The sequence below is a fragment of the Zunongwangia endophytica genome, from assembly GCF_030409505.1.
GTDB lineage: Bacteria > Bacteroidota > Bacteroidia > Flavobacteriales > Flavobacteriaceae > Zunongwangia > Zunongwangia endophytica.
In genome coordinates, this window is record NZ_JAUFPZ010000002.1 from 1,132,750 (window position 1) to 1,154,256 (window position 21,507).

16 protein-coding genes are annotated in these 21,507 nt (G+C 35.5%); 4 read left to right on the forward strand and 12 right to left on the reverse strand.

What is annotated here, in order from left to right; all coding sequences use genetic code 11:
* Positions 1-3: 3 nt before the first annotated feature.
* The 10 genes from QWY91_RS05120 to QWY91_RS05165 all read right to left on the reverse strand — a co-directional run bounded on the left by QWY91_RS05120 (position 4) and on the right by QWY91_RS05165 (position 15,974).
* Complete coding sequence (locus tag QWY91_RS05120) at positions 4-708, reverse strand: L-ribulose-5-phosphate 4-epimerase (RefSeq protein ID WP_290232283.1); 705 nt, start codon at positions 706-708, stop codon at positions 4-6.
* A 6-nt stretch (positions 709-714) separates the two neighbouring features.
* The gene (locus tag QWY91_RS05125; RefSeq protein ID WP_290232284.1) at positions 715-2,388 is read right to left on the reverse strand and encodes a ribulokinase; all 1,674 of its coding nucleotides are present in this window, start codon (positions 2,386-2,388) and stop codon (positions 715-717) included.
* Between the two features lie 259 nt (positions 2,389-2,647).
* Positions 2,648-3,748: a glycoside hydrolase family 43 protein gene (locus tag QWY91_RS05130; protein ID WP_290232285.1), complete on the reverse strand. Its 1,101-nt coding sequence runs from the start codon at positions 3,746-3,748 to the stop codon at positions 2,648-2,650.
* Between the two features lie 24 nt (positions 3,749-3,772).
* Positions 3,773-4,768 (reverse strand): arabinan endo-1,5-alpha-L-arabinosidase, encoded by a 996-nt coding sequence (locus QWY91_RS05135; RefSeq protein ID WP_290232286.1) that lies wholly within the window; start codon positions 4,766-4,768, stop codon positions 3,773-3,775.
* Between the two features lies 1 nt (position 4,769).
* Complete coding sequence (locus tag QWY91_RS05140) at positions 4,770-5,732, reverse strand: glycoside hydrolase family 43 protein (protein ID WP_290232287.1); 963 nt, start codon at positions 5,730-5,732, stop codon at positions 4,770-4,772.
* Positions 5,729-8,113, reverse strand: a complete 2,385-nt coding sequence (locus QWY91_RS05145; RefSeq protein WP_290232288.1) for a glycoside hydrolase family 127 protein — start codon at positions 8,111-8,113, stop codon at positions 5,729-5,731. Before QWY91_RS05145 ends, QWY91_RS05140 begins: the two co-directional genes overlap by 4 nt.
* A 10-nt stretch (positions 8,114-8,123) precedes the next feature.
* Entirely contained in the window at positions 8,124-9,746 is a 1,623-nt protein-coding gene (locus tag QWY91_RS05150) for an arabinan endo-1,5-alpha-L-arabinosidase (protein WP_290232289.1), read from the reverse strand.
* Positions 9,747-9,751: 5 nt separating this feature from the next.
* The gene (locus QWY91_RS05155) at positions 9,752-11,296 is read right to left on the reverse strand and encodes an alpha-N-arabinofuranosidase (protein ID WP_290232290.1); all 1,545 of its coding nucleotides are present in this window, start codon (positions 11,294-11,296) and stop codon (positions 9,752-9,754) included.
* 20 nt (positions 11,297-11,316) lie between these two features.
* On the reverse strand, positions 11,317-12,885 hold the full coding sequence (locus tag QWY91_RS05160) for a RagB/SusD family nutrient uptake outer membrane protein (RefSeq protein WP_290232291.1): 1,569 nt from the start codon (positions 12,883-12,885) through the stop codon (positions 11,317-11,319).
* Positions 12,886-12,896: 11 nt separating this feature from the next.
* On the reverse strand, positions 12,897-15,974 hold the full coding sequence (locus QWY91_RS05165) for a SusC/RagA family TonB-linked outer membrane protein (protein WP_290232292.1): 3,078 nt from the start codon (positions 15,972-15,974) through the stop codon (positions 12,897-12,899).
* Between the two features lie 256 nt (positions 15,975-16,230).
* On the opposite strand from QWY91_RS05165, the gene QWY91_RS05170 reads away from it, so the two are divergent.
* Complete coding sequence (locus QWY91_RS05170; RefSeq protein WP_290232293.1) at positions 16,231-16,920, forward strand: NUDIX hydrolase; 690 nt, start codon at positions 16,231-16,233, stop codon at positions 16,918-16,920.
* Positions 16,921-17,068: 148 nt separating this feature from the next.
* On the opposite strand, the gene QWY91_RS05175 is transcribed toward QWY91_RS05170, so the two are convergent.
* Positions 17,069-17,644 carry a T9SS type A sorting domain-containing protein gene (locus QWY91_RS05175; RefSeq protein ID WP_290232294.1) on the reverse strand — a complete coding sequence of 192 codons (576 nt, stop codon included), beginning with the start codon at positions 17,642-17,644 and terminating at the stop codon, positions 17,069-17,071.
* A gap of 218 nt (positions 17,645-17,862) precedes the next feature.
* Between QWY91_RS05175 and QWY91_RS05180 the strand changes: the two genes are divergently transcribed.
* Positions 17,863-18,741, forward strand: a complete 879-nt coding sequence (locus tag QWY91_RS05180) for an AraC family transcriptional regulator (RefSeq protein ID WP_290232295.1) — start codon at positions 17,863-17,865, stop codon at positions 18,739-18,741.
* 50 nt (positions 18,742-18,791) lie between these two features.
* Here QWY91_RS05180 and QWY91_RS05185 read toward each other — a convergent pair whose 3' ends face one another.
* Positions 18,792-19,139 carry a 4Fe-4S dicluster domain-containing protein gene (locus QWY91_RS05185; RefSeq protein WP_290232296.1) on the reverse strand — a complete coding sequence of 116 codons (348 nt, stop codon included), beginning with the start codon at positions 19,137-19,139 and terminating at the stop codon, positions 18,792-18,794.
* Between the two features lie 143 nt (positions 19,140-19,282).
* On the opposite strand from QWY91_RS05185, the gene QWY91_RS05190 reads away from it, so the two are divergent.
* Complete coding sequence (locus QWY91_RS05190) at positions 19,283-20,350, forward strand: acyl-CoA reductase (protein WP_290232297.1); 1,068 nt, start codon at positions 19,283-19,285, stop codon at positions 20,348-20,350.
* An 85-nt stretch (positions 20,351-20,435) separates the two neighbouring features.
* Positions 20,436-21,500 (forward strand): 3-phosphoserine/phosphohydroxythreonine transaminase, encoded by a 1,065-nt coding sequence (gene serC, locus QWY91_RS05195; RefSeq protein ID WP_290232299.1) that lies wholly within the window; start codon positions 20,436-20,438, stop codon positions 21,498-21,500.
* The last annotated feature ends 7 nt before the right edge of the window (positions 21,501-21,507 follow it).

The following is a 21,507-nucleotide window of genomic DNA, read 5'->3' on the forward strand; positions in this document are numbered from 1 at the left end:
TTATTAGTTTTGACCGTAATAGGCATTTTTACCATGCTTACGCTCGTAATGTTTTTTAATTAAAGAATCTTTTAATCTTGGGGCATTAGGATTAATTTGTAAAGTTAGATAAGCCATTTTACCAACTTCTTCCAATACTTTACTATTATATACTGCCTTCGCCGCAGTTGGTCCCCATGTAAAAGGACCATGGTTTCCTAATAAAACCATTTGAACTTCCTCATAAGATAAACCTTTATCCTTGAAGCAATCCAGAATCTGAATACCGGTATTATATTCATAATTACCAGCAATCAACTCATCCTTCATTGGTGGAGCACAAGGAATATCTGCAGTTAAATGATCTGCATGAGTAGTTCCAAAAATTGGAATATCTAACTGGGATTGAGCCCATGCTACAGAATATGTTGCATGGGTGTGAGCAATTCCCCCTATATTTTCCCAATGCTTATATAAATATGCGTGGGTTTTAGTATCAGAAGATGGTCGCATCTCTCCTTCGATAACGTTATTATCGAAATCTAGAATTACAATATCTTCAGGCTTAAGCTCTGCGTACGGTACACCGCTAGGTTTGATAGCAAAAACTTTTTCTTTGCGATCTACTGCACTAACGTTCCCAAAAGTATAAATTACCAGATTTAATGCATCTAATTGCATATTCGCCTCGTAACATTCCTCCTTTAGTGATTGATATTTAGAACTCATTATCTATTATTTTTTTGTGATACTTTCTTCAACAAAATGACTTAACTCTTTATAAGCTGCCATTTGTTTCTCGTATTCAACAAGCATTTCTGGTTCAGGATAATACTCCGCTTCGAAATCGCTTCCTAAAGTTTTACTAGCTGTAATAACATCGTCGTATAAACCAGCAGCCACTGCAGCATAAACCGCAGATCCTAAAGCCGGCGCTTCATCTGAAGAGGCTATCTTAATTGGCATATTTAAAGTATTTGCTAAAGTCTGCATGATATACGGAGATTTTCTCGCTACGCCGCCAATACCAATCACAGATTTAATCTCTACTCCTTCGTCTTTAAAACGATCAACTATTTCTTTCGCACCAAAGCAAATAGAATTTACTAATGCTTTAAAAATATGAGGAGCTTTACTTCCTAGAGAAAGATTGCTAATGGCACTTGTTAATTCCTGATTTGCATCTGGAGTACGGCGACCGTTAATCCAATCTAAAGCAACTGGAATGCTGTCATTAATATCTATAGCTTCCGCTTCAGCAGATAACTCTTTAATAAAGTTCTTATCTACTTCCTCTTTTAAAGCCTTAATTTGATCTTCTGAAAGAACTTCAGAATTATATACTAAATGATGTAAAGGCCATGACAAAACATTTTTGAACCATGCTAACACATCGCCAAAAGCAGATTGTCCAGCTTCTAAACCAACCATTCCTGGTATCACAGATCCATCTACTTGTCCGCAAATTCCTTTAACAGTTTTATCTCCTACTACATCGTATGGAGAAACTATAATGTCACAAGTTGAAGTTCCCATTACACGAACTAGTGCATGTTCTTCTACCTTGGCTCCAACTGCTCCTGAATGTGCATCGAAAGTACCTACTGCGATTACAGTATCTTCTGAAAGTCCTAATTTTTTAGCCCATTCTTTGCTAATATTACCAGCAACTTCATCTGAAGTATAAGTTTCAGTATACAATCTCGATCGTAAAGCAGCACAATAAGGATGTAATTTTCCTAAAAATTCTTCTGAAGGTAAACCTCCCCAGCTCTCGTGCCACATTGCTTTATGCCCTGCTCCACATCTACTTCTTTTAAAAGAAGCTAGATCGGTATCTTCAATAAGAAGATATGTCATAATATCACAATGTTCCATCCAAGAATATGCAGCATCTTTAACGGCTTCATCTTCTCGAACAATATGTGTGATTTTTGCCCAAAACCACTCAGAAGAATAAATACCTCCTTCATATTTTGTATAATCTTCTCCACCCCAATTTTCCGCTAACTCGTTAATTTCGTTAGCTTCTTTAATAGATGTGTGATCTTTCCAAAGGATCATCATTGCATTTGGATTATCAGTAAATCCATCTACTAATGCTAAAGGAGTTCCATCTTCTGTAACCGGTACAGGAGAAGAACCTGTGGTATCAATACAGATACCTTTTACAGCTTCGCCTTTTACGCCGCTTTTTTCAATGACTCCTTTTATTGTTTTCTCCAGACCTTCAATATGATCTAAAGGATGTTGCCGAAATCGATTGAGACTTGCATCACAAAAAAGTTGTTTTTTCCATCGCGGATACCAAAACGTGTCTGAAGCAAGCTCCTTTCCACTTTTGCTATCTACTAAAACAGCTCTTACAGAATCTGTCCCGTAATCAAGTCCTATTACATAACTTTCCATGTATTTTAACTTTTAGTCTGAAACAAATATATAATTTTACTTTTATTAAGTGTAATCAAAACACTTATAATTTTAAGATTTCTTTAATCTTAAAAGATCAAAAGAATAAGGCTACTCTTTAAATGAATTTTATATTCCAAATTCACCTTATTCTCAATTGATTTTATTTTTACTGAAGCATCTAAAGAATATTGACGATTAAATCATAATTTACTAAAATTTAATCGACTCCTAATTTAACTCGATATTGTTAAATTCTCTAGTATAATTCAAAAACAGGTCTGCCATTTTCATCGAATTTCACTTCCATTACCCGTGCATGACGATTAGGATCATACAATGGATCTGCTTTAATTTCTTCTAAAGATCGTTTGTCTGAGTCTGGCACCATTTTAGGATCTCCAACAGCCTTTTCGTAATCTCTTGCATGATAAATCATTAAAGGATCTCCGTTTTCATCTACTGTAAAAGAATTGTGACCAGGACCATAGATGTCTTTATCTTCGTTTGTTTCTAATACTGGATTTCTTGATTTTTTCCAGGAATTTCTATCCAATAAGTCTGCATCTTCATCTGCTTCCATCATTCCCATACTATAAGAAGCTCCCGTCGCACTTGCTGAAAAAGTAATGAAAATTTTACCCGCATTCTTAATGACTGCAGGACCTTCATTCACCCAAAAATCTATACGTTCCCAATCGTAATCTGGTGTGGTCAACATAAACTGAACTGTTTTCAGTTTTATAGGAGATTCCATTTCAGCTAAATACAAATTAGAAGCTGCGAACTGTCCGCCGGTTTTTTCTGCCCAACAGTAGTAACGTTTTCCGTTATGCTCAAAAACAGTTCCGTCTAAAGAAAAATCGGTAAAACTCATAGGATCGTCATCTGCTGCCTGCATTTGTCCAAGTTCAACCCATTCATCTTTTAGTGGATCCTGACCTTTACATTCTAAAACGTAAGGTCTTAGTTTCCAAATATCGTCTTCTTCACTTGCAGCAAAATGAACGTACCACTTTCCATCTAAATAATGAATTTCTGGTGCCCAAATATGCCGACTCATGGGTCCGCTTTCATGCTTTTTCCAAACTTTAAATGGTTTGGCATCTTGTAATCCTTTGATTGTTTTTGCTCTTCTTATTTCGATAGCATCGTAGGTAGGTACAGAACCAGTAAAATAATAATAACCATCTGTATGCTTATAAATAAAGGGATCTGCCCGCTGTAGCACTATAGGATCATTAGATTTTACATAATTTTTATCTTTAGATGTTTGCTGTGCATTTAATTGTGAGTAGCTGGTCATTCCAAAAATTGAGAAGACCATCAAAAACATATTTAAAAATGATTTAAACTTCATATTCATTGTTTTTCGTGTGAGTTTTTAATTCAGTTTTAGCTGCTTTGGCCATTCATTTTCCCAACTTAATTCTTTAATCCTGAGTTTTGGTTTTGCACCATCCTGAGCATCATAAGCATGGAAAAACATATAATCTTTATCATCAAAAGTATAAACACTATTGTGACCAGCACCATACCACTTTTCGTTCCCTTCGACTACTAAAGTACCACCGCCCATGGCTAGAGATTTACCAGATTTATCTAAATATGGTCCTTTTACAGATTTAGAGCGTCCAACAACTACCTTGTACGTACTTTCTTCACCCCGGCAACATAGATCCCAGGAAATAAAAAGATAATACCATTCATTCTTTTTAAAGATGAAAGGTGCTTCTAGCGCTGCATCACCAGGATTTTTATCCTCGATATCGAAAGAACGCTCTCTTCTCGCGATTGTATACCATTCTTCTGGGTGAGCAATTGATTTTAAATCTTCGCTCAATTTAACCAATTTGAGTCCGTCCCAAAATGACCCAAAATTCATCCAGGCCGTTCCCTCTTCATCAAAAACAATATTAGGATCTATAGCATTCCACATATCGCGATTAGGAACAGATTGAACGATTATTCCCTGATCTTCCCATTTATAATCTGGGCTTTCTGGATCTAAAGTAGTATTGATTGTAAGACCGATGGCAGAAGTGTTTTTGGCAAAAGCGGAAACCGAATAGTATAAATAGAATTTACCATTATGCGCTACAACATCTGGGGCCCAAATATGATTTCTAAACTCTGGCACCACACTATCTGTCCAGGATGGCTTTTCAGCAAAAACCGGAGCTTCATGTTTCCATTCTTTTAAATCTTCCGAAGAAAACATTGAAATTCCTCTACCGGTACAAAACATATAATACTTCCCTTCTGCCTCTATGGCTACCGGATCGTGAACCATAGTTTCGTTGGTTGGTGTCACCATTTGTGCCGAAACAAAAAAGCTGTTTAGCACAATCCCTAATAAGCAATATTTTATATTTTTCATATTATTTCTGTATTCCCTCAGAGGTCATAATTATTCTTTTAATCGTGTTATCATCGTTATAGTAAAGCCTATCGATGCATACTGATCTTCGGAAACTTCCGCCGTGAGTTGGAATACTTCCGTTATGGTAAACAAAATACCACTTATCTTTAAATTCTATAACTGCTTGATGGTTGGTATTTGAATTTCCAGCAACTTCATTTAAAATACCTTTGTACTCCCATGGTCCTTCTATAGATTTACTCATGGCATACGCTGTTTTCTCAGGAAATTTATAGGCATACGATAAATAATACCAGTCGTCCTTTTTATGAATCCATGGCGCTTCGGTAAAATGAGGAAGATCTACAGTTTGAATTTCTCCTTCAAATTCAATCATATTATCTTTTAATTTCACCCAATATAACTGCGTATTCCCCCAATATAAATAAGCATCACCATTGTCTTCGATCCAAACGGTAGGATCGATATCATCCCAAGAAATATCTGTATATTCAGTAGTCATATCGTTAGTGATTATAGCACTACCACGAGCATCCTTAAAAGGCCCCACGGGAGAATCTGAAACCGCAACACCAATGGCTTTTCCTGGATGACTATCATCATGTTCTACAGTAACATACCAATAAAACTTACCATCTCTTTCAATCACCTGAGCAGCCCAGGCAGATCCTTTAGCCCATTTAAAATCTGTCGCTTTTAAAGGTACTTTATGTTCTTTCCAGTTCACCATATCTGCAGAGCTATACACCAGCCACTCATCCATCTTATAAAAATTACGATCTAGCGGTGCCTCATCGTGCCCAGCATATATGTATACCGAATCTTTATAAACCAGCGCTGCCGGATCTGCAGTATATTTCTCAGTAATTATTGGATTATTGAAATTTTCTTCTTGTGAGATAGCTAATGTTGAAGAAGCTATTAAAAATCCAGATAATACGAGTTTAGAAATTTTCATCATTGTTTTTTCATTAATCTTACGCCGTAAATACCAGCAGTACGAGAGCCTGCTTCTGCTTCAAAGCGAATGGTTAGGGTTTTGTTTTTTTGTTCTATAATTTTCTTGGGTAGTTGATAATCTCTAGTGAAAAAATCTTCTCCTTTTTCACCTTTTAAGGATTCTTTTATAATTACTTCGCCATTGACTAAAATTGAAAATTTACGGTTAGCATCCAAACCAAAATAAGTGATTTGCACTCGAGCGGCTTCATTATTTTCATCCTGAAGTTCATAACTAAACCAGCCTGAAGCATCTCTCCAGTGACGATCTTTATTTACGCCAGCATTAGAATTTTCAGATTTAATAAAATGATCAGATTCGGGTTGTTGCTCACCAGGATTCACAAGATCTATCGTTGCTTCTTCTAGCTCACGTTCGGCAATTTCCTGCTGTTTTCTTTTTTGCTGAATCGCTTCCAGACTTTTATGAGTTTCTACTGGAAAATAAATGGCGTAACGTGAATCGTGAACTTCGTAAAAAGGCACAAATTCTAGATCGCTATAAGTTGAAGGGTATAAAACATCCTTAACTGAAAATCTTAAATTTTCAGTTGAATTTGAGGTAACCTTAGAAGTTAGATCTTCTATATCATTCAAAACAAACATTGGTGCTTCTGAAAGTGCAATTTTTTCGCCTTCTGCAATATGCCCTCCCCTACTTGCATCGGCAAATAAGCCTTTTAGATCTTCCTTACCCGTTTTGGCGGCAAGTACAATAGGACCATATTTTAAAGATTCATAATTGGATCCATCAGGTAATCTTTCCGAAGAAATAGTCATTGGTAATTTCATGGAAATTTGATCTCCATTTTTCCATTTTCTATTGATCGATATATAAGAACCCGGCTTTTTATCGAATTTCACTTTTTTTCCGTTTACCTCCACCTTAAAACCGTTACCAGCCCAAGAAGGATAACGAAGATTTATAATTAATTTTTGTGGTTTTTGGGTTTCAATTTTAAATGAAGTCTCTTCAGAATTCGGAAATTCAGTTGTCTGAATTAATTTAAAGTTTTTGTCTTCCCAATTTACTTCCGAAGGGATAAAAAGGTTTACGTATAGCTCATTCTCGCTATGCGTATAAATCATTTGATTGTACTTTCCATGATTTTCTAAACCAGAACCTACGCAACACCACATACTGGTTTCAGGTTGGGAATACACGCGGTAATGATCGGGGCGCATAGGTGTAAAATACACGAAGCCGCCTTCCGGATGCTGGGAAGATAAAATATGATTGTACAATCCCTGCTCATAAAAATTTATATATTTTTCTTCAGGATTCGCTAAAAACAACTTTTCACTCAGCTTTAGCATGTTATAAGTATTGCAGGTTTCTGGTCCCTGAACGCTATTTATCATGCTAGAAAAATCATCTGAGGGATGAAAATGCTCTCTTACACTATTTCCGCCGATGGACACTGTTCTTTTATTGACTACATTTTTCCAAAAATAAGAAGCTGCGTTATGATATTGTTGATTATCATCGAGCGCAGCAATAGTTTCAAAACCTATTACTTTTGGAATCTGTGTATTGGCATGCATTCCGTTTAGCATGTCCTTATTATTCGCTAAGGGCTGAAGTATTTCTTTTTGGGTAAAAGCATAAGCTAAATCTAAATACTTTTTTTCTCCTGTAATTTTGTAAACGTCTGCGAAAGTTTCGTTTAATCCACCATGCTCTGAAATAAGCATTTCCTGAATTTGATTTTCAGAAAGATCTGAAGTAATATCGATCATCCAATCGGTTAGATCTATAAGCATTTGTTTTGCTTCCTTATTACCAGCAATAAGATAAGCATCTCTTAAACCAGAATAGGTTTTATGAATATTATAAAGTGGTACCCAGCCATCGTTAAGACTAAAACCACCAGCTTTAATGTTCCCTTCTGAAATTTCTTTCCAAATTCGGTTACTTTCAGGAATTCCGCCAATGTATCCATTGCCATTCGCATCCTGAGCTTTTTTTAGCTCCGTAATCATGTTATTAAGACGCTCTAAAGCTTCTTCACTACCTGCTGAAGCATACATCTGAGCAAGAGCTGTCAAATAATGACCTCCAATATGGCCATCGAGCCCGGTATTTTCCCAATTGGGATAACTTTCTGCTTTAGGGCTTAGACCCGCTTCACGCAAAAAAGGAGCTAGCAACCGATCTGGATCCATTTCCATAATATACTCCAAATCGGTATGCATAGCTTCTTCAAATAAGCTATTTTGAAGTTTTACATCCTTAAGTTTAAAATGTGATAACTTGCTTTGCTGAGCAAATGTTACTGAAGTTAGAAACATAACTCCTAATGCTAAACCTGTTCTTTTTAAACTAAGAATTCTAAATTTCATTGATGTTTTATTATCTGGATTTCTTACCCCAAACAGAATAGCCGTTATTTGCTATACCTGCATAAGTCATTGTTGTTTTTCTAGGAGATGCCTCCCAATCCCATGCATTATCTAAGATAAAACTATTTCCGTTAATACTTAATATCTGGGCATCTTCATTAAAAGACCATGAGCCACTAATTGCGCCTCCCAGCGTGTTATCTTCATTAAGAATGACGTCAACAGAAGTTTGCATGGTTCTATATTGATACTGCAAGGTGATTTGCTCCCATGTTCCGATCAAGTCTTCTTTAACTATTTTTTCCTCTGGAACCGCTGCATATCTCTCTGGTGCTACTACCGGCCAACCTTCTTCAGTCCAGTAAATTTCTCGAATTTGTCCCATCATTACTGCATTAGAAGCATTGATTCCTTCTACACCTTCAGGCAACCTGCCCTGTGAAGAATAAAACCATTTTCCGGTATCTTCATCTTTAAATACAGTACAATGTGCAATACCAACCCATCCCGGGTGATTATCAAATTGATATGGATGTGTTAATACAGGAAACGCTTCTGCGCCATTGGTTACATTTCCACCGTCAATTCCAAAATATGGACCTTCAATATTTTCTGATCTTGCAACACGTGTATTGTACGCTACAGATAATTCATCATAAGCCAGAAATAAATAATAAAAGCCAGTCTCCTCATTATAAATAATCTCTGGACCTTCTAAAGCCTGCCAACGATTTTGGTCTACGCTACCTCTACCGGCAACGCGCGTACCATAATCCTCTAAAGAACTTAATTGATATGGTTTCCCAGTAGATGGGTCAACTTTAACTGCAGCAATCCCAGAATGCCAAGAACCATAAATTAACCAATGATCACCATTAGCAGCCTTAATAAAAGAGGGGTCGATAGCGTTATATTTAAAATAGCCACTCCAATCTCCACTACCAGTTCTGGTATAAGTTTCTAAACCATCCGAAATCGAGCTTACAACCATTCCTTTATCTTCCCAGTTATTCGAAGCAAGATCGTCGGTTTCTGCTAAACCTATAAATGCACGCTCTGTCCAAGAAGCACTATCGTCATTTCCTACGATAGGATTAGTAACGACTACACTATAATAAAATCTATATTTACCGTCAACCTCAGCAATTTCAGGAGCCCAAAAACCATAAGTTGGGTTTTCTATAGCCGGCAAAGGCGGGTCCATATTTGATCGCATACTATTTAATGAATCTTTGATCCAGGATGGCACTTCTGAAAATACCATTCCCTGAAAATCCCAATCTACCAAATTTGATGATCTTCTGTATGGAAAATGACCATTTCCCTCGTGTGCATTCCCGTAAGATGCATCTGTTTGGTACATATAAAAGTAGTCACCATCTTTAGTTATACTTGGATCGTGAACATTTGCTAAGTTCCAGGAAGATCGATTTTCCCATGATGCAATTGATGTATAATCATCATCATAAGTAGGTCCATCAAAATCTGATTCCTCATCTATAGTTTCTTCTTCCTCTTCTTCAGATTCCTCTACGAAACCTCCAGAATCATCATCGGAGCAAGAATATGCTCCGATGATGATTAATATTGCTATTAATCTTTTAATATATGATTTTTCATTTATTGTTATCATAATTTTTATTTACTCTCCAAAACAACTACAGAAAAAGGAGGTAAAGTAATCTTCAAGTTCCCTCTTTTGAATTTAAAATCTTTGAATTGTTTCGGAATTATTTTTTCTGGAATATCAAAAGTATTGTGATCCTGAAGTTTATCAGAAACCAATATTTCTGCATCAAAATCATCGATATCAAATCCTGAAAGATCGAACTCAACTTCGTTCTCTTTTTCAGAATCTATATTCACCGCGGAAATATGAATAACATTCTTATCGTCTTTAGACGCAGATACTGATACTGCAGGTAGAGATTCTCCTTCATAAGAATATTGAGGTGAATCAAAAGAAACCGGAAGTAACTTAGCATCTTGATGAACTTTATACATTTCCATTACATGATACGTAGGTGTCAATAACATCTTAGCTCCATCAGTTAGCGCTACTGCTTGTAATACGTTAACAGTTTGAGCAAGATTTGCCATTTTCACACGTTTACTATGATTGTTGAAGATGTTTAAGGAAACTCCCGCAATCATTGCATCACGCATCGTATTTTGTTGATATAAAAACCCAGGATTTGTATCTTCCTGAACGTCATACCATCCTCCCCACTCATCTACGATAAGCTCAATATTTCCTTTAGGATCATATTTATCCATTATCGCACTATGCTTAGTTACCAACTCTTCCATTCTTAAAGCTGTATGCATAGTAGAAAAATACTGTGCCTCGTTAAAATCTACAGCGTCTCCTTTATTACCCCACTCTACAAAAGAATAAGAATGTAAAGCCACACCTTCAATTAGATTATGAGGAACATCACGCATCAAAACTTCTGTCCAGTGATAATCATCCACATTAGCACCAGAAGCGATACGATATAAACCAGTTTCATTATCCCAGCTGGTCATAAATGTAGCATACTGACGGTAAAGATTTGCGTAATATTCTGGTGTCATGTTTCCACCACAGCCCCACATCTCGTTACCTACACCCCAATATTTGACTCCCCATGATTTTTCTCTTCCATTTTCTTTACGAAGATCTGCCATAGGACTAGTACCATCATGATTTACATATTGAATCCAATCTGCAAATTCTTTTACGGTACCACTACCAATATTCGCCGCTAAATAAGGCTCGGCTCCAAGCTCTTCACAAAGGTTAAGAAAGTTATGCGTACCAAAGCTATTATCCTCGGTAACTCCACCCCACCATTGATTCACTATTGTCGGGCGATCCTCTTTGGGACCGATCCCGTCCATCCAATGGTAAGTATCAGCAAAACATCCTCCCGGCCATCTTAAGATCGGAATTTGAAGATTTTTTAAGGCTTCGATAAGATCATTCCTTACCCCATCGGTATTTGGAATATCACTAGCCTCTCCTACATATAAACCATCGTAAATACTACGTCCTAAATGTTCTGCGAAATGACCGTAGATATTTCTATTGATCAATAAGGAATCTTGATCCTCAATATCAACCTTAGTTTGAGCACTAAGTCCTGAAAATCCTAATAGAAATAAAACTATTGATAATCTTGTTAAGCTGTTTTTCTTCATAGTCAATTAAAAATGGTTTATTAATTAGCTGAATTTGGTTCAGCGTTAGGATTTACATCTAACTCAGATTGTGGAATAGGCAAATACTCTTTTCCGGCTCTCCAAGAGTCAAATTCATTATCGCGCGATCTAAGTTCAGCTAATTTATCAGCATCATATAACCATCCCCATCGTCTAATATCATGCCATCTTATACTTTCAATTGCGAACTCTAGTGCTCTTTCTTCTGCCAATTGATCTCTCATATCTTCTTGAGAAAGACTTGGCGCAATATCCTCAAGATCTGCAAGATTTGCTCTATTTCTAACTTGATTTATATACTGATACGCCTCTTGCGTCTGCCCCAATTCATTTAAAGCCTCTGCATACATTAGTAAAACATCAGCATATCTCATTAAGCGATAGTTAATTTCAGAAAGTTCGTTACCTCCCTCACTTTCAGAATCAAAACCTAAACCATCATGTGTGTACTTTCTTGGATAAATAGCATCGGGAGCATGTGGCCATTCTACTCCTCCGTATACTGTGGTTGAATTTGCTTCTGGTTCGTTAGAAGCAATAGTTACTAACAATCTAGGATCTATATTGTCATCTACGGTTTCTTCTTCTTTGTATTTATTATAAATCCATCTTGTAGGCAGAAAATCTGAGTATCCAAACCCGTCTTGTGCATAAGTATGACCAGTTGAAGAAACTTGCTGCCAAGCATTCTGTGGCTCTCCACCGTAATTTTTGACAGAACCTCCTACTTGATCTGGATTAGCAAATTGAACTTCAAATAAAGATTCTGCATTATTTTCACTAAATGGACTAAAATTATCTCTATAATCATCCATTAATGAATAGATATTTACTTCTGGGCCATCAATCAATTTTCTAAACTCAGCAGCTGCATCGCTCCATTCTTCTTGATATAAATGTGCTTTACCTAAAAAACCTGTAGCTGCACCTTTGGTTGCTCTTCCTAACTGAGCTCGATCGGGTCCGTTTACATTTTCATAATCGACCGGTAGCATTTGCTGAGCTTGAGCAAAATCAGATTTTATTTGCGTCCATAATTCTTCTTCTGTACCTGTTGGTTGATAATAATCCTCTTGAACTTGAGCAGGAGTTAGGGGAATAGGTACTTTTTCAAAATTGATGGCCAAATGAAAATAAGCCAAACCTCTTAAAAAATATGCCTGACCTAGAATTCTTTGCTTTAGATCCTCATCCATTTCAATATCTGGAGCATTTTGTAACACTTGATTGGCTCTAAAAACCTGTTGATAATAAGCTTCCCACATCCATCTTATTGGATCTGAAGTAGGCAAAATAGTAAAATTCGAGATTTGGCCCAAATCTGGCCATGGACTATCTGCCTTAAAATCATCTGCACGGCCATCCGTCAAAGCAGGAGTCATCCTCATATAATATCCGTCGTTAATAAGAGGAGTATATACAGCATTGATTCCAGCTAAAGCTTGATCTTCATCTGCCCAATACAGAGAAGCGGTCATGCTGTTTGGATTTTCTAAGTTTAGTTCATCTTCACAACCAGTAATTGCTAGCATGCCTATAGATAGCATTAATATATTTCTAACTTTCATAATATTCTTTTTTAAAATGATAAATCAACACCTAGCATAAAAGTCCTAGGTCTTGGATAAGTTCCATTATCAAAACCTGGATTCAAGATTCCCGAATTAAAATCAGGATTGTATCCTTTATAGTGCTGAAAAGTGTGTAAATTTTGAACTGTTCCATACACTCTCAAAGAGTTTATAGCACTATCAAAAACATCTTCTGGTAAAGTATATCCTAAAGACAAGGTATTGATTCGTAGATAATCTCCTTTTTGCAACCAACCTGGCCTGTTGGAATCACGTGCATTGTTATTAGGATCATCGGCAACAACACGAGGAATATTCGTATCTGTATTATCCGGTGTCCATCGATCCAAAATATCTTCATGAGCATTAATGTATCCAGTAGAAAGCATTAGCGATCTATATAATCTACTATTTATATAGTAACCTGCTGCACCTGAAGTAAACATAGTAAAATCAAATCTTTTATAATTAGCTGTGAAATTTAATCCAAAAGTAACACTTGGAAGCGCGCTACCTAAAAATGTTCTATCATCAGCATTGATTTCGCCGTCACCATTTAGGTCTTCAAATCTTACATCCCCGGGCGCAGCTCCAGGTTGAAGCGCATGATCATCCACTTCTGCCTGAGTTTGAAAAATACCGTCATACACAAATCCGAAATGTTCGCCTACTTCTCTTCCGATCTGGGTCCTAGATCCAGTTCCATTAATCGGCTCTTGATTTCCTCCTAATGCTAATACTTCATTATCTATAGTACTCGCATTTGCAGAAATATCAAAATTAAAATCTTCACTAGTATAATGATAAGTTACTTCTCCCTCGAAACCAGAATTTCTAATACTACCAGCATTTACTAAAGGATTTACATTAACAGAACCTGTTGACCACGGAATTGGAACTCCTACTAGTATATCTTCCGTCTCTCTTCTATAATAGTCCAGAGTTACATCAATCCTGTTATTAAACAAGCTAGTTTCCAATCCTATATCTAGCGATTTTGTAGTCTCCCAAATTATATCTTCGTTAATAACACTAGTTTGCAAGCCACCTAAAACTCTATTTAGATTGAAGTTATACGGAATAGTTCTATTGATAACTGCCTGATAAAGATAATCACCTATGTTTTGATTACCAAGTTCACCATAACTTACTCTTAATTTTAGATTACTTACTAGATCATCAGAAACATTAAAAAACTCTTCGTTATTTATTCTCCATCCTAAAGCTACAGATGGAAAAGTTCCCCATCTATTTTCTTCCTTAAACCTAGAAGAACCATCTCTTCTTAACGTCGCTGTTAAAAGATATCTATCGTCAAAATTATAGTTAAGTCTACCAAAATATGACGCAATTGAGCTTTCAATTTGCTGACCTCCTACTGTTTGATTAACACCATTAGAAAGTATAGGATAATACGGCTTAGGTAAGTCTTCAGAATGTGCAGTTCTTATGACAGTCTTATTTTCCTGATAAGTTTGCCCCAAAATAAGATCAAAAGTATTTTTACCTAAGGTAGTTTTATAGTTCAGCGTATTTTCTATAAGTCCTACAGTATATATAGTAGAATTGTCATCTAAACGAGATATCCCAGATCCAAAGAAATAACCCATCTCAAATTCAGGAACAAAAGAAAAACTTCTCACATGAGTTTTGTCATAACTCGTGTTTAACTTGTAGGTTAATTCGTGATTGTCGTTATCAATAATTTTAAATTCTGGATTAACGATCGCAAAAATTCTATCTACTTCAACATTATTTGTAAAAAGACTATTTATACCCGGTACGTTTAAAATAATTTCCTGGTGAATTTCAGATGACGTTCCAGCATAACCACCTTCATTATTTTCATCGTAAATTCCTAACGTTGGAATAGAATTAATTAAATCATTAATTAAAGGAGGACGTCCCCCAGTTAATACATCGTCTCTAAACGTCAATGAATTTTCAAAACTATGTGTGTAATAAAGCGATGGAGATATCTTAAATCTTCCTTTCTCCATTACGGTATTAATTCTTCCAGAATATCTTTCATAATCTGGTCCATTACCTACAAAAATCCCTTCATTTTCAAAATAATCGATAGAGGCATTATAAGTTATATTTTCACCACCACCAGATAAGCCAATGTTATGATTTTGTCGGTGTCCATTCTTTAAACCAACTGATTGCCAGTCTGTATTAATATCATCGACAAATAAATCAGAATTAGGATCGTTTCCTGGTATTAGAGGCTGTCCAGCATTCAATCTCTTCTCATTAGAGATCATCTGGTAATCTTCTCTACCTAAAACAGGAATTCTTTGAGCCACTTCATCAATACCGTAATATCCACTGTATTGAATTTTTAATGGCGAATTTTTTCTACCTTGTTTTGTAGTAATAATTACAACTCCATTGGCTGCTCTAGATCCGTAGATTGCACCTGCGGAAGCATCTTTAAGAACCTGAATACTTTCAATGTCATTTGGATTAAAATCCCTGATCGATGTTCCAACTGGCACACCGTCTACAACATAAAGTGGCTGGCTATTACCAAAAGTAGCTACTCCACGAATTCTAACATTTGCTCCAGCTCCCGGCTGTCCATCAGCAGTAACCGTAACACCGGCTGTTCTACCTTGTAGCATTTGAGAAACATCACTGTTAGAAACTTTCTGGATTTCGTCGGCGTCTATTACACTAACCGATCCCGTAAGATCTTCCTTACGTTGCGTACCATATCCAACTACAACGACATCGTCTAAGGCATTCAAATCATCAGATAATGCAACATTAATTTCAGTTTGGGCACCAACTGAAACCTCCTGCGGCTTAAATCCAATAAAGGAATAAACAATTACATCGTTTGCGTTAGCCTCAATAGAGTAATTACCATCGATATCGGTAACTGCACCATTGTTTGTACCCTTAATAATAACATTAACCCCGGGCAATGGCAGACCATCGCTTTCAGAAGTTACAGTACCAGTAATCAACTGGCCATCTTGCGCATTAGCAGAAAAGCCTATCAAAATGAAAAAGGCTAAGACACGAAAAGGTTTTCGAGTTGTGCTAAATGCTCTTAAAAGTAAATTTAAAATTAGCATAAGTTAAACTTTAGTTTATAAGTGTGAATTTTACATTTCCAAATGTAATTAAAGTTTACTTAAATTTGCAAATAATTTTTTACATATTTTTAACTTTAGGTCTTAAAATAAATGAATTTGATAATTCCATCCCCTCAAACATGCAGTATCCTGTGGTATCATGCTTTAATTGTTAAAATTTCGAATATATCAAAAAAGTTAATGTAATTATGATTTATTTTTGAAAAAACCTAAATTGCCCAACTAATTTCAACCAATGATTCATAGTTATAGTTCTGAGGATAAAATTCTACTTGCTGTGGACTGTATTATTTTCGGCTTCGACGACGAGGAGCTGAAGATTTTACTTATTAAAAGAGATTTCGAACCAGAAAAGGGAAAGTGGTCGCTTATGGGAGGCTTTCTAAAAAAACATGAAAATTTAGATCATGCAGCAAATCGAATTCTCCATCACCTCACCGGTTTAAATAATGTATATCTAGAACAACTATATAATTTTAGTAAGGTAGATAGAGATCCAGTGGAGCGAACTCTATCTGTTTCCTATTTTGCACTTATTAATATTACTGAGCACGACACCGAACTAACAGAGAATTATTCAGCCAAATGGTTTTCGTTATCTGAAGCACCTTCGTTAATATTCGACCATACTAAAATGGTAAAGCGCGCGATTAGCCGACTTCGCTATAGAGCATCTAATGGACCAGTAGGATTTGAACTTTTACCTGAAAAATTCACAATGCGCCAATTACAAAAACTTTATGAAGCAATTTTAGGCGAAAAACTGGATAAAAGAAATTTTATTAATAAGATAAATTCGTTTGACATTTTGGTCAAACTGGAAGAAAAAGACATGAGTTCATCAAGAAAAGGTTCTTTTTTATACAAATTCGATCAGGAAAAATACAAAAGAAAAGCTGATGATGGCTTTTCTTTCAAACTATAGAAACTTTCTCCTTAACAAACCCACGGCGCATTTTAGCGAAACGCGTTTTGGACTTTAAAATTTTACTAGTTAGACGAGTCTTATTTCATAAAATAAAAAAAACCAAACTTCTCAGTCTGGCTTTTCTCAAAATTTGTTTGGGAATTTCTTATCCTAGTGTTATTGTCTTAGTGATAGTATGTCCAGCTACCTTAAGAGCGATTACATACTTTCCAGCAGGAACTTCAGAAAAATCAAAAGTCTTTTTAACTACTAAGTCGTTATTTGTAGAAGAAGACATTAAATTTCCTGACTGATCGTATACTTTGAAAGTTGCATTATCATACCCTGGGTTTGTAAAAGAAACCAAAACTTTATCTTCTACTGTTTTGTAAAATGGTTTGAAGAAAATTTTAGAAGCACTTCTATTTACCGTTACACCGTCTGCATTTTTAGTAATTACAGTAGTAAGTATACTATCGTCTTTTTCAAAGTCTAAGAAATATGTTCCAGTTGGAATCGTGTGAAGATCTAAGGCTTTTTTATAAGAGGTCTCCATAAGTGCATCTCTAAAAAGAACTTCTCCGTTAGTATCTGTAAGAACCAAAGTAGATCCTTTTTGACTATGATCTAATTCAACTACTAATTTGTCATCGTTTATTTTAACTTCTATATCTTTAGCGCTCAAAGTATTAGTTAATACTAATGCTAAAACCAAAACTGCTATTCTAGATAGATTTTTCATAATTTTCGGGATTTTTGTTAATTCTCTAATTATTGTTCAGCAAATATAAAGCGAAACTTAGCCGCAGCTAGGTAGAAAATATACTAAAACATGTGCTATATTAACCGAAAATATTATCGTAAATCTATTATATTGCAAATTTAACACATATGGGGTAATTTTAGACAGAATTAATTATTCATAAAAGACACCCCAAAATCCACTAAAACGTTATCGATATGATAAAATCACAAAGAGCAGCTTTTCAAAAGATAGAACCTCAATTTGGTAGTTCTTTTAAATACGAAACCTTCGATTATCTTCATCAAAATCAAACTAATAACTTTTGGCATTATCACCCTGAAATTGAATTAGTATATATAAGCAGTGGATCTGGTAAACGACAAATTGGGAGTCACGTTTCCTATTACCGCCAAGGGGATCTTATTCTAATAGGATCTAATTTGCCGCATTGTGGTTTTACTGAAAAACTGAACAAATACGAGCGAGAAACCGTAATTCAAATTCATCCTGAGTTTTTAGGAGATACTTTTTTCAATATTCCCGAAACAAAAAATATTGTAACGCTTTTAGAAACCGCTAAAAAAGGAATTGTATTTCATGGTGAAGACAAAAGATATATAGGTGAAAAAATTGAAGAACTTAAGTATCGTTCACCTTTTAGCCGACTTATCGCTTTATTGGAGATTTTTAATCATTTAGAAGAAGCGAAAAATTACACTATCTTAAATGCTAAAGGTTTTGTATTAGAAACCGAACTACAGGATAATAATCGTATTAATCAAATTTTCAATTTTGTAAAAGAAGAATTTAAGCGTTCTATAGCTTTAGAAGAGGTAGCAGAATTAACCAGCATGACGGTACCGGCGTTTTGTAGGTTTTTCAAAAAAATTACAGGAAAAACTTTTACTCAATTTGTAAACGAATATCGACTTTCACATGCAGCTAAACTTTTACACGAAGAACAAATGAGTATTACTGATATCTGTTATGAATGTGGTTTTAATAATTTTAGTCACTTCAATAAACAGTTCAAAAAATTTACTGGAAAATCTCCTTCTATATATAGAAACGAATTACGCGTGCAAATTTCATAAAAAAAGTCCGCCAAATAGCGGACTTTATATTTTTCAGAATAAAAAATTCCTTAATCGTGCATAAACTTTTGCTTTTCTAGCAATATTTCTTCACTCTCTACGTGATCGTCATCGGGCACACAACAATCTACAGGACATACCGCCGCACATTGTGGCTCTTCATGAAAACCTTTACATTCTGTACACTTATCTGGTACGATATAATAGTATTCATCGCTTACCGGTTCCTGTGCTTCTTCTGCATTTGCCTCGGTACCCGATGGTAAAACGATATCACCAGAAAGATCGGTACCATCTGCATAGCGCCAATCATCTGCTCCTTCATAAATCGCAGTATTAGGACATTCTGGCTCACAAGCGCCGCAGTTTATACATTCATCTGTTATAATGATTGCCATAGCTGTTTTTTTAAGTTGTAAAAATAAAGCGAATCTTATTTTCTACGCCAGCTTTTAGGAAATTTTATAGTTTTTCCAGCTAGGAAGTTTTAATTTCGCTTTTACAAATTTAACGTGAAGCCTTTTCATAACCAAATCTAGGAATGACAATAAAAGAACGGATTTCATATTTTTCCAAATTAGGCGATTTTCTTAATAATTTTAAAGCTGAGGACACTTCTGCTTTAAATCTATCAGAAATAGACCGGAAATATTTTGACCAACTTGAAAAAAAAGTCAATTCAGCAGTACATCATAATGGCTGGTTTACAAAAGAAAATGTCTTATTCTCTCTAGATCAATGGAGCAAAGCATTATCTTCAGGAAATCTTGAACGCTGGTTATCTCCGTATGACTTCCCAGAGGAACAAACTCCTAAAACGATCGCCATAATTATGGCGGGTAACATCCCTTTGGTAGGATTTCACGACTTTTTAAGCGTTCTCATTAGCGGTAATAATGTGCTTATTAAACAGTCTGATAATGATAAGCAACTTTTACCCTTAATTTGCGCTTATTTAACTGAATTAAATTCAGAATTTGAATCTAAGATCAGAATTACCAAAGATCGCCTGGAAGACTTTGATGCAGTGATTGCGACAGGTAGCAACAATACCGCGAGATATTTTGAATATTACTTCAAAAATAAGCCCAATATCATTCGTAAGAATCGAAATTCAGTCGCTATAATTACTGGTGAGGAATCCAAAGAAGAATTAAAATTACTTTCCGAAGATATTTTTAGATACTATGGTTTAGGGTGTCGCAACGTCTCAAAATTATTTTTGCCTAGAAATTACGATTTTGATCATTTCTTTAAAGGAATTTTTCATTGGAATGACATTATCAATCAAAACAAATACGCGAATAATTACGATTACAATAAAGCGGTTTACTTAATGAGTCAGTTTAATATTCTTGATAACGGATTTTTAATGCTGAAAGAAGATGAAAACTACGGCTCCCCTATCTCGGTGTTATTTTATGAATATTATGACGACCAAAATCAACTTCAGCAACATTTAGAAGAAGAAGCTGAAAAGTTACAGTGTGTTGTAAGAAAAGAAGCTTCTGTGAAAAATGAAGTGAAATTCGGAGAAACACAACATCCCAAATTATGGGATTATGCCGATGGTGTAGATACCATTCAGTTCTTAATTAACCTAAACTAACGTATATCTGGCAGATTTTGGAATAGAATATTTATCTATTTCAGAAGCCATAATCCTTGAAAAAGTTTCAAATCTTGAAGTTTATATGAAAAAACATAATTTTAGTGCCGGCCCTTGCATCCTGCCACAGGAAGTTTTTGAAAAAGCTTCACATGCAGTACTAGATTTTAATAACAGCGGACTTTCCATCTTAGAAATTTCGCATCGTAGTGAAGCATTTGTTTCTGTTATAGAAGAAGCGCGCGCTTTATCACTAGAGCTTTTGGGTCTTCAAAATAAAGGATATCAGGCATTATTTTTACATGGTGGTGCCAGTATGCAATTTTTGATGGTGGCTTACAATCTACTTCAGAAAAAAGCAGCATATACCAATACAGGAACTTGGAGTTCTAAAGCAATAAAGGAAGCTAAAATGTTTGGCGAGGTTGTAGAAGTTGCTTCTTCTAAAGATAAAAACTTCAATTACATTCCAAAAAATTATCAGATTCCTGAAGATGCAGACTATTTTCATTGTACCAGTAATAACACTATTTATGGTACCCAGATGAAATCTTTTCCAGAGACTAGCGCTCCATTAGTTTGTGACATGAGTAGTGATATATTGTCCAGAACTTTAGATTTTTCAAAATTTGACTTAATCTATGCTGGTGCTCAAAAAAATATGGGACCTGCGGGAGTTACGCTAGCAGTGGTTAAAGAAGACATCTTAGGAAGGGTAGAACGCCAAATCCCTTCGATGATGGATTATAAAGTTCATATCGATAAAGATAGCATGTTCAATACTCCATCTGTTTTTGCTATTTATACTTCTTTACTGAATTTAAGATGGCTGAAAAATAAAGGTGGAATTTCAGGAATTGAAGCACAAAATAATGCAAAGGCAGAATTGCTTTATACTGAAATAGATCGTAATTCTTTATTTAAAGGTTTTGCTGAAAAAGAAGACCGTTCTAATATGAATCCTACTTTTAATCTGGCTGAAGGAGCAGATAAAGCAACTTTTGATAAGCTTTGGAAAGAAGCGAACATAAACGGTCTAAATGGCCACAGAAGTGTTGGAGGCTATCGTGCTTCTATGTACAATGCTTTACCTATAGAAAGTGTTCAGGTCCTTGTCGATGTAATGCAGCATTTTGAAAAAATTTCTTAAAAATTAA

Coding starts and splice junctions, on each gene's coding strand:
- QWY91_RS05135 (WP_290232286.1), bottom strand. CDS start 4,768: ATGAAAAATATAAAATATTGCTTATTAGGGATTGTGCTAAACAGCTTT.
- QWY91_RS05160 (WP_290232291.1), bottom strand. CDS start 12,885: ATGAAAGTTAGAAATATATTAATGCTATCTATAGGCATGCTAGCAATT.
- QWY91_RS05130 (WP_290232285.1), bottom strand. CDS start 3,748: ATGAAGTTTAAATCATTTTTAAATATGTTTTTGATGGTCTTCTCAATT.
- QWY91_RS05190 (WP_290232297.1), top strand. CDS start 19,283: ATGACAATAAAAGAACGGATTTCATATTTTTCCAAATTAGGCGATTTT.
- QWY91_RS05150 (WP_290232289.1), bottom strand. CDS start 9,746: ATGATAACAATAAATGAAAAATCATATATTAAAAGATTAATAGCAATA.
- serC (WP_290232299.1), top strand. CDS start 20,436: ATGAAAAAACATAATTTTAGTGCCGGCCCTTGCATCCTGCCACAGGAA.
- QWY91_RS05175 (WP_290232294.1), bottom strand. CDS start 17,644: ATGAAAAATCTATCTAGAATAGCAGTTTTGGTTTTAGCATTAGTATTA.
- QWY91_RS05185 (WP_290232296.1), bottom strand. CDS start 19,139: ATGGCAATCATTATAACAGATGAATGTATAAACTGCGGCGCTTGTGAG.
- QWY91_RS05165 (WP_290232292.1), bottom strand. CDS start 15,974: ATGCTAATTTTAAATTTACTTTTAAGAGCATTTAGCACAACTCGAAAA.
- QWY91_RS05170 (WP_290232293.1), top strand. CDS start 16,231: ATGATTCATAGTTATAGTTCTGAGGATAAAATTCTACTTGCTGTGGAC.
- QWY91_RS05145 (WP_290232288.1), bottom strand. CDS start 8,113: ATGAAATTTAGAATTCTTAGTTTAAAAAGAACAGGTTTAGCATTAGGA.
- QWY91_RS05120 (WP_290232283.1), bottom strand. CDS start 708: ATGAGTTCTAAATATCAATCACTAAAGGAGGAATGTTACGAGGCGAAT.
- QWY91_RS05180 (WP_290232295.1), top strand. CDS start 17,863: ATGATAAAATCACAAAGAGCAGCTTTTCAAAAGATAGAACCTCAATTT.
- QWY91_RS05155 (WP_290232290.1), bottom strand. CDS start 11,296: ATGAAGAAAAACAGCTTAACAAGATTATCAATAGTTTTATTTCTATTA.
- QWY91_RS05125 (WP_290232284.1), bottom strand. CDS start 2,388: ATGGAAAGTTATGTAATAGGACTTGATTACGGGACAGATTCTGTAAGA.
- QWY91_RS05140 (WP_290232287.1), bottom strand. CDS start 5,732: ATGATGAAAATTTCTAAACTCGTATTATCTGGATTTTTAATAGCTTCT.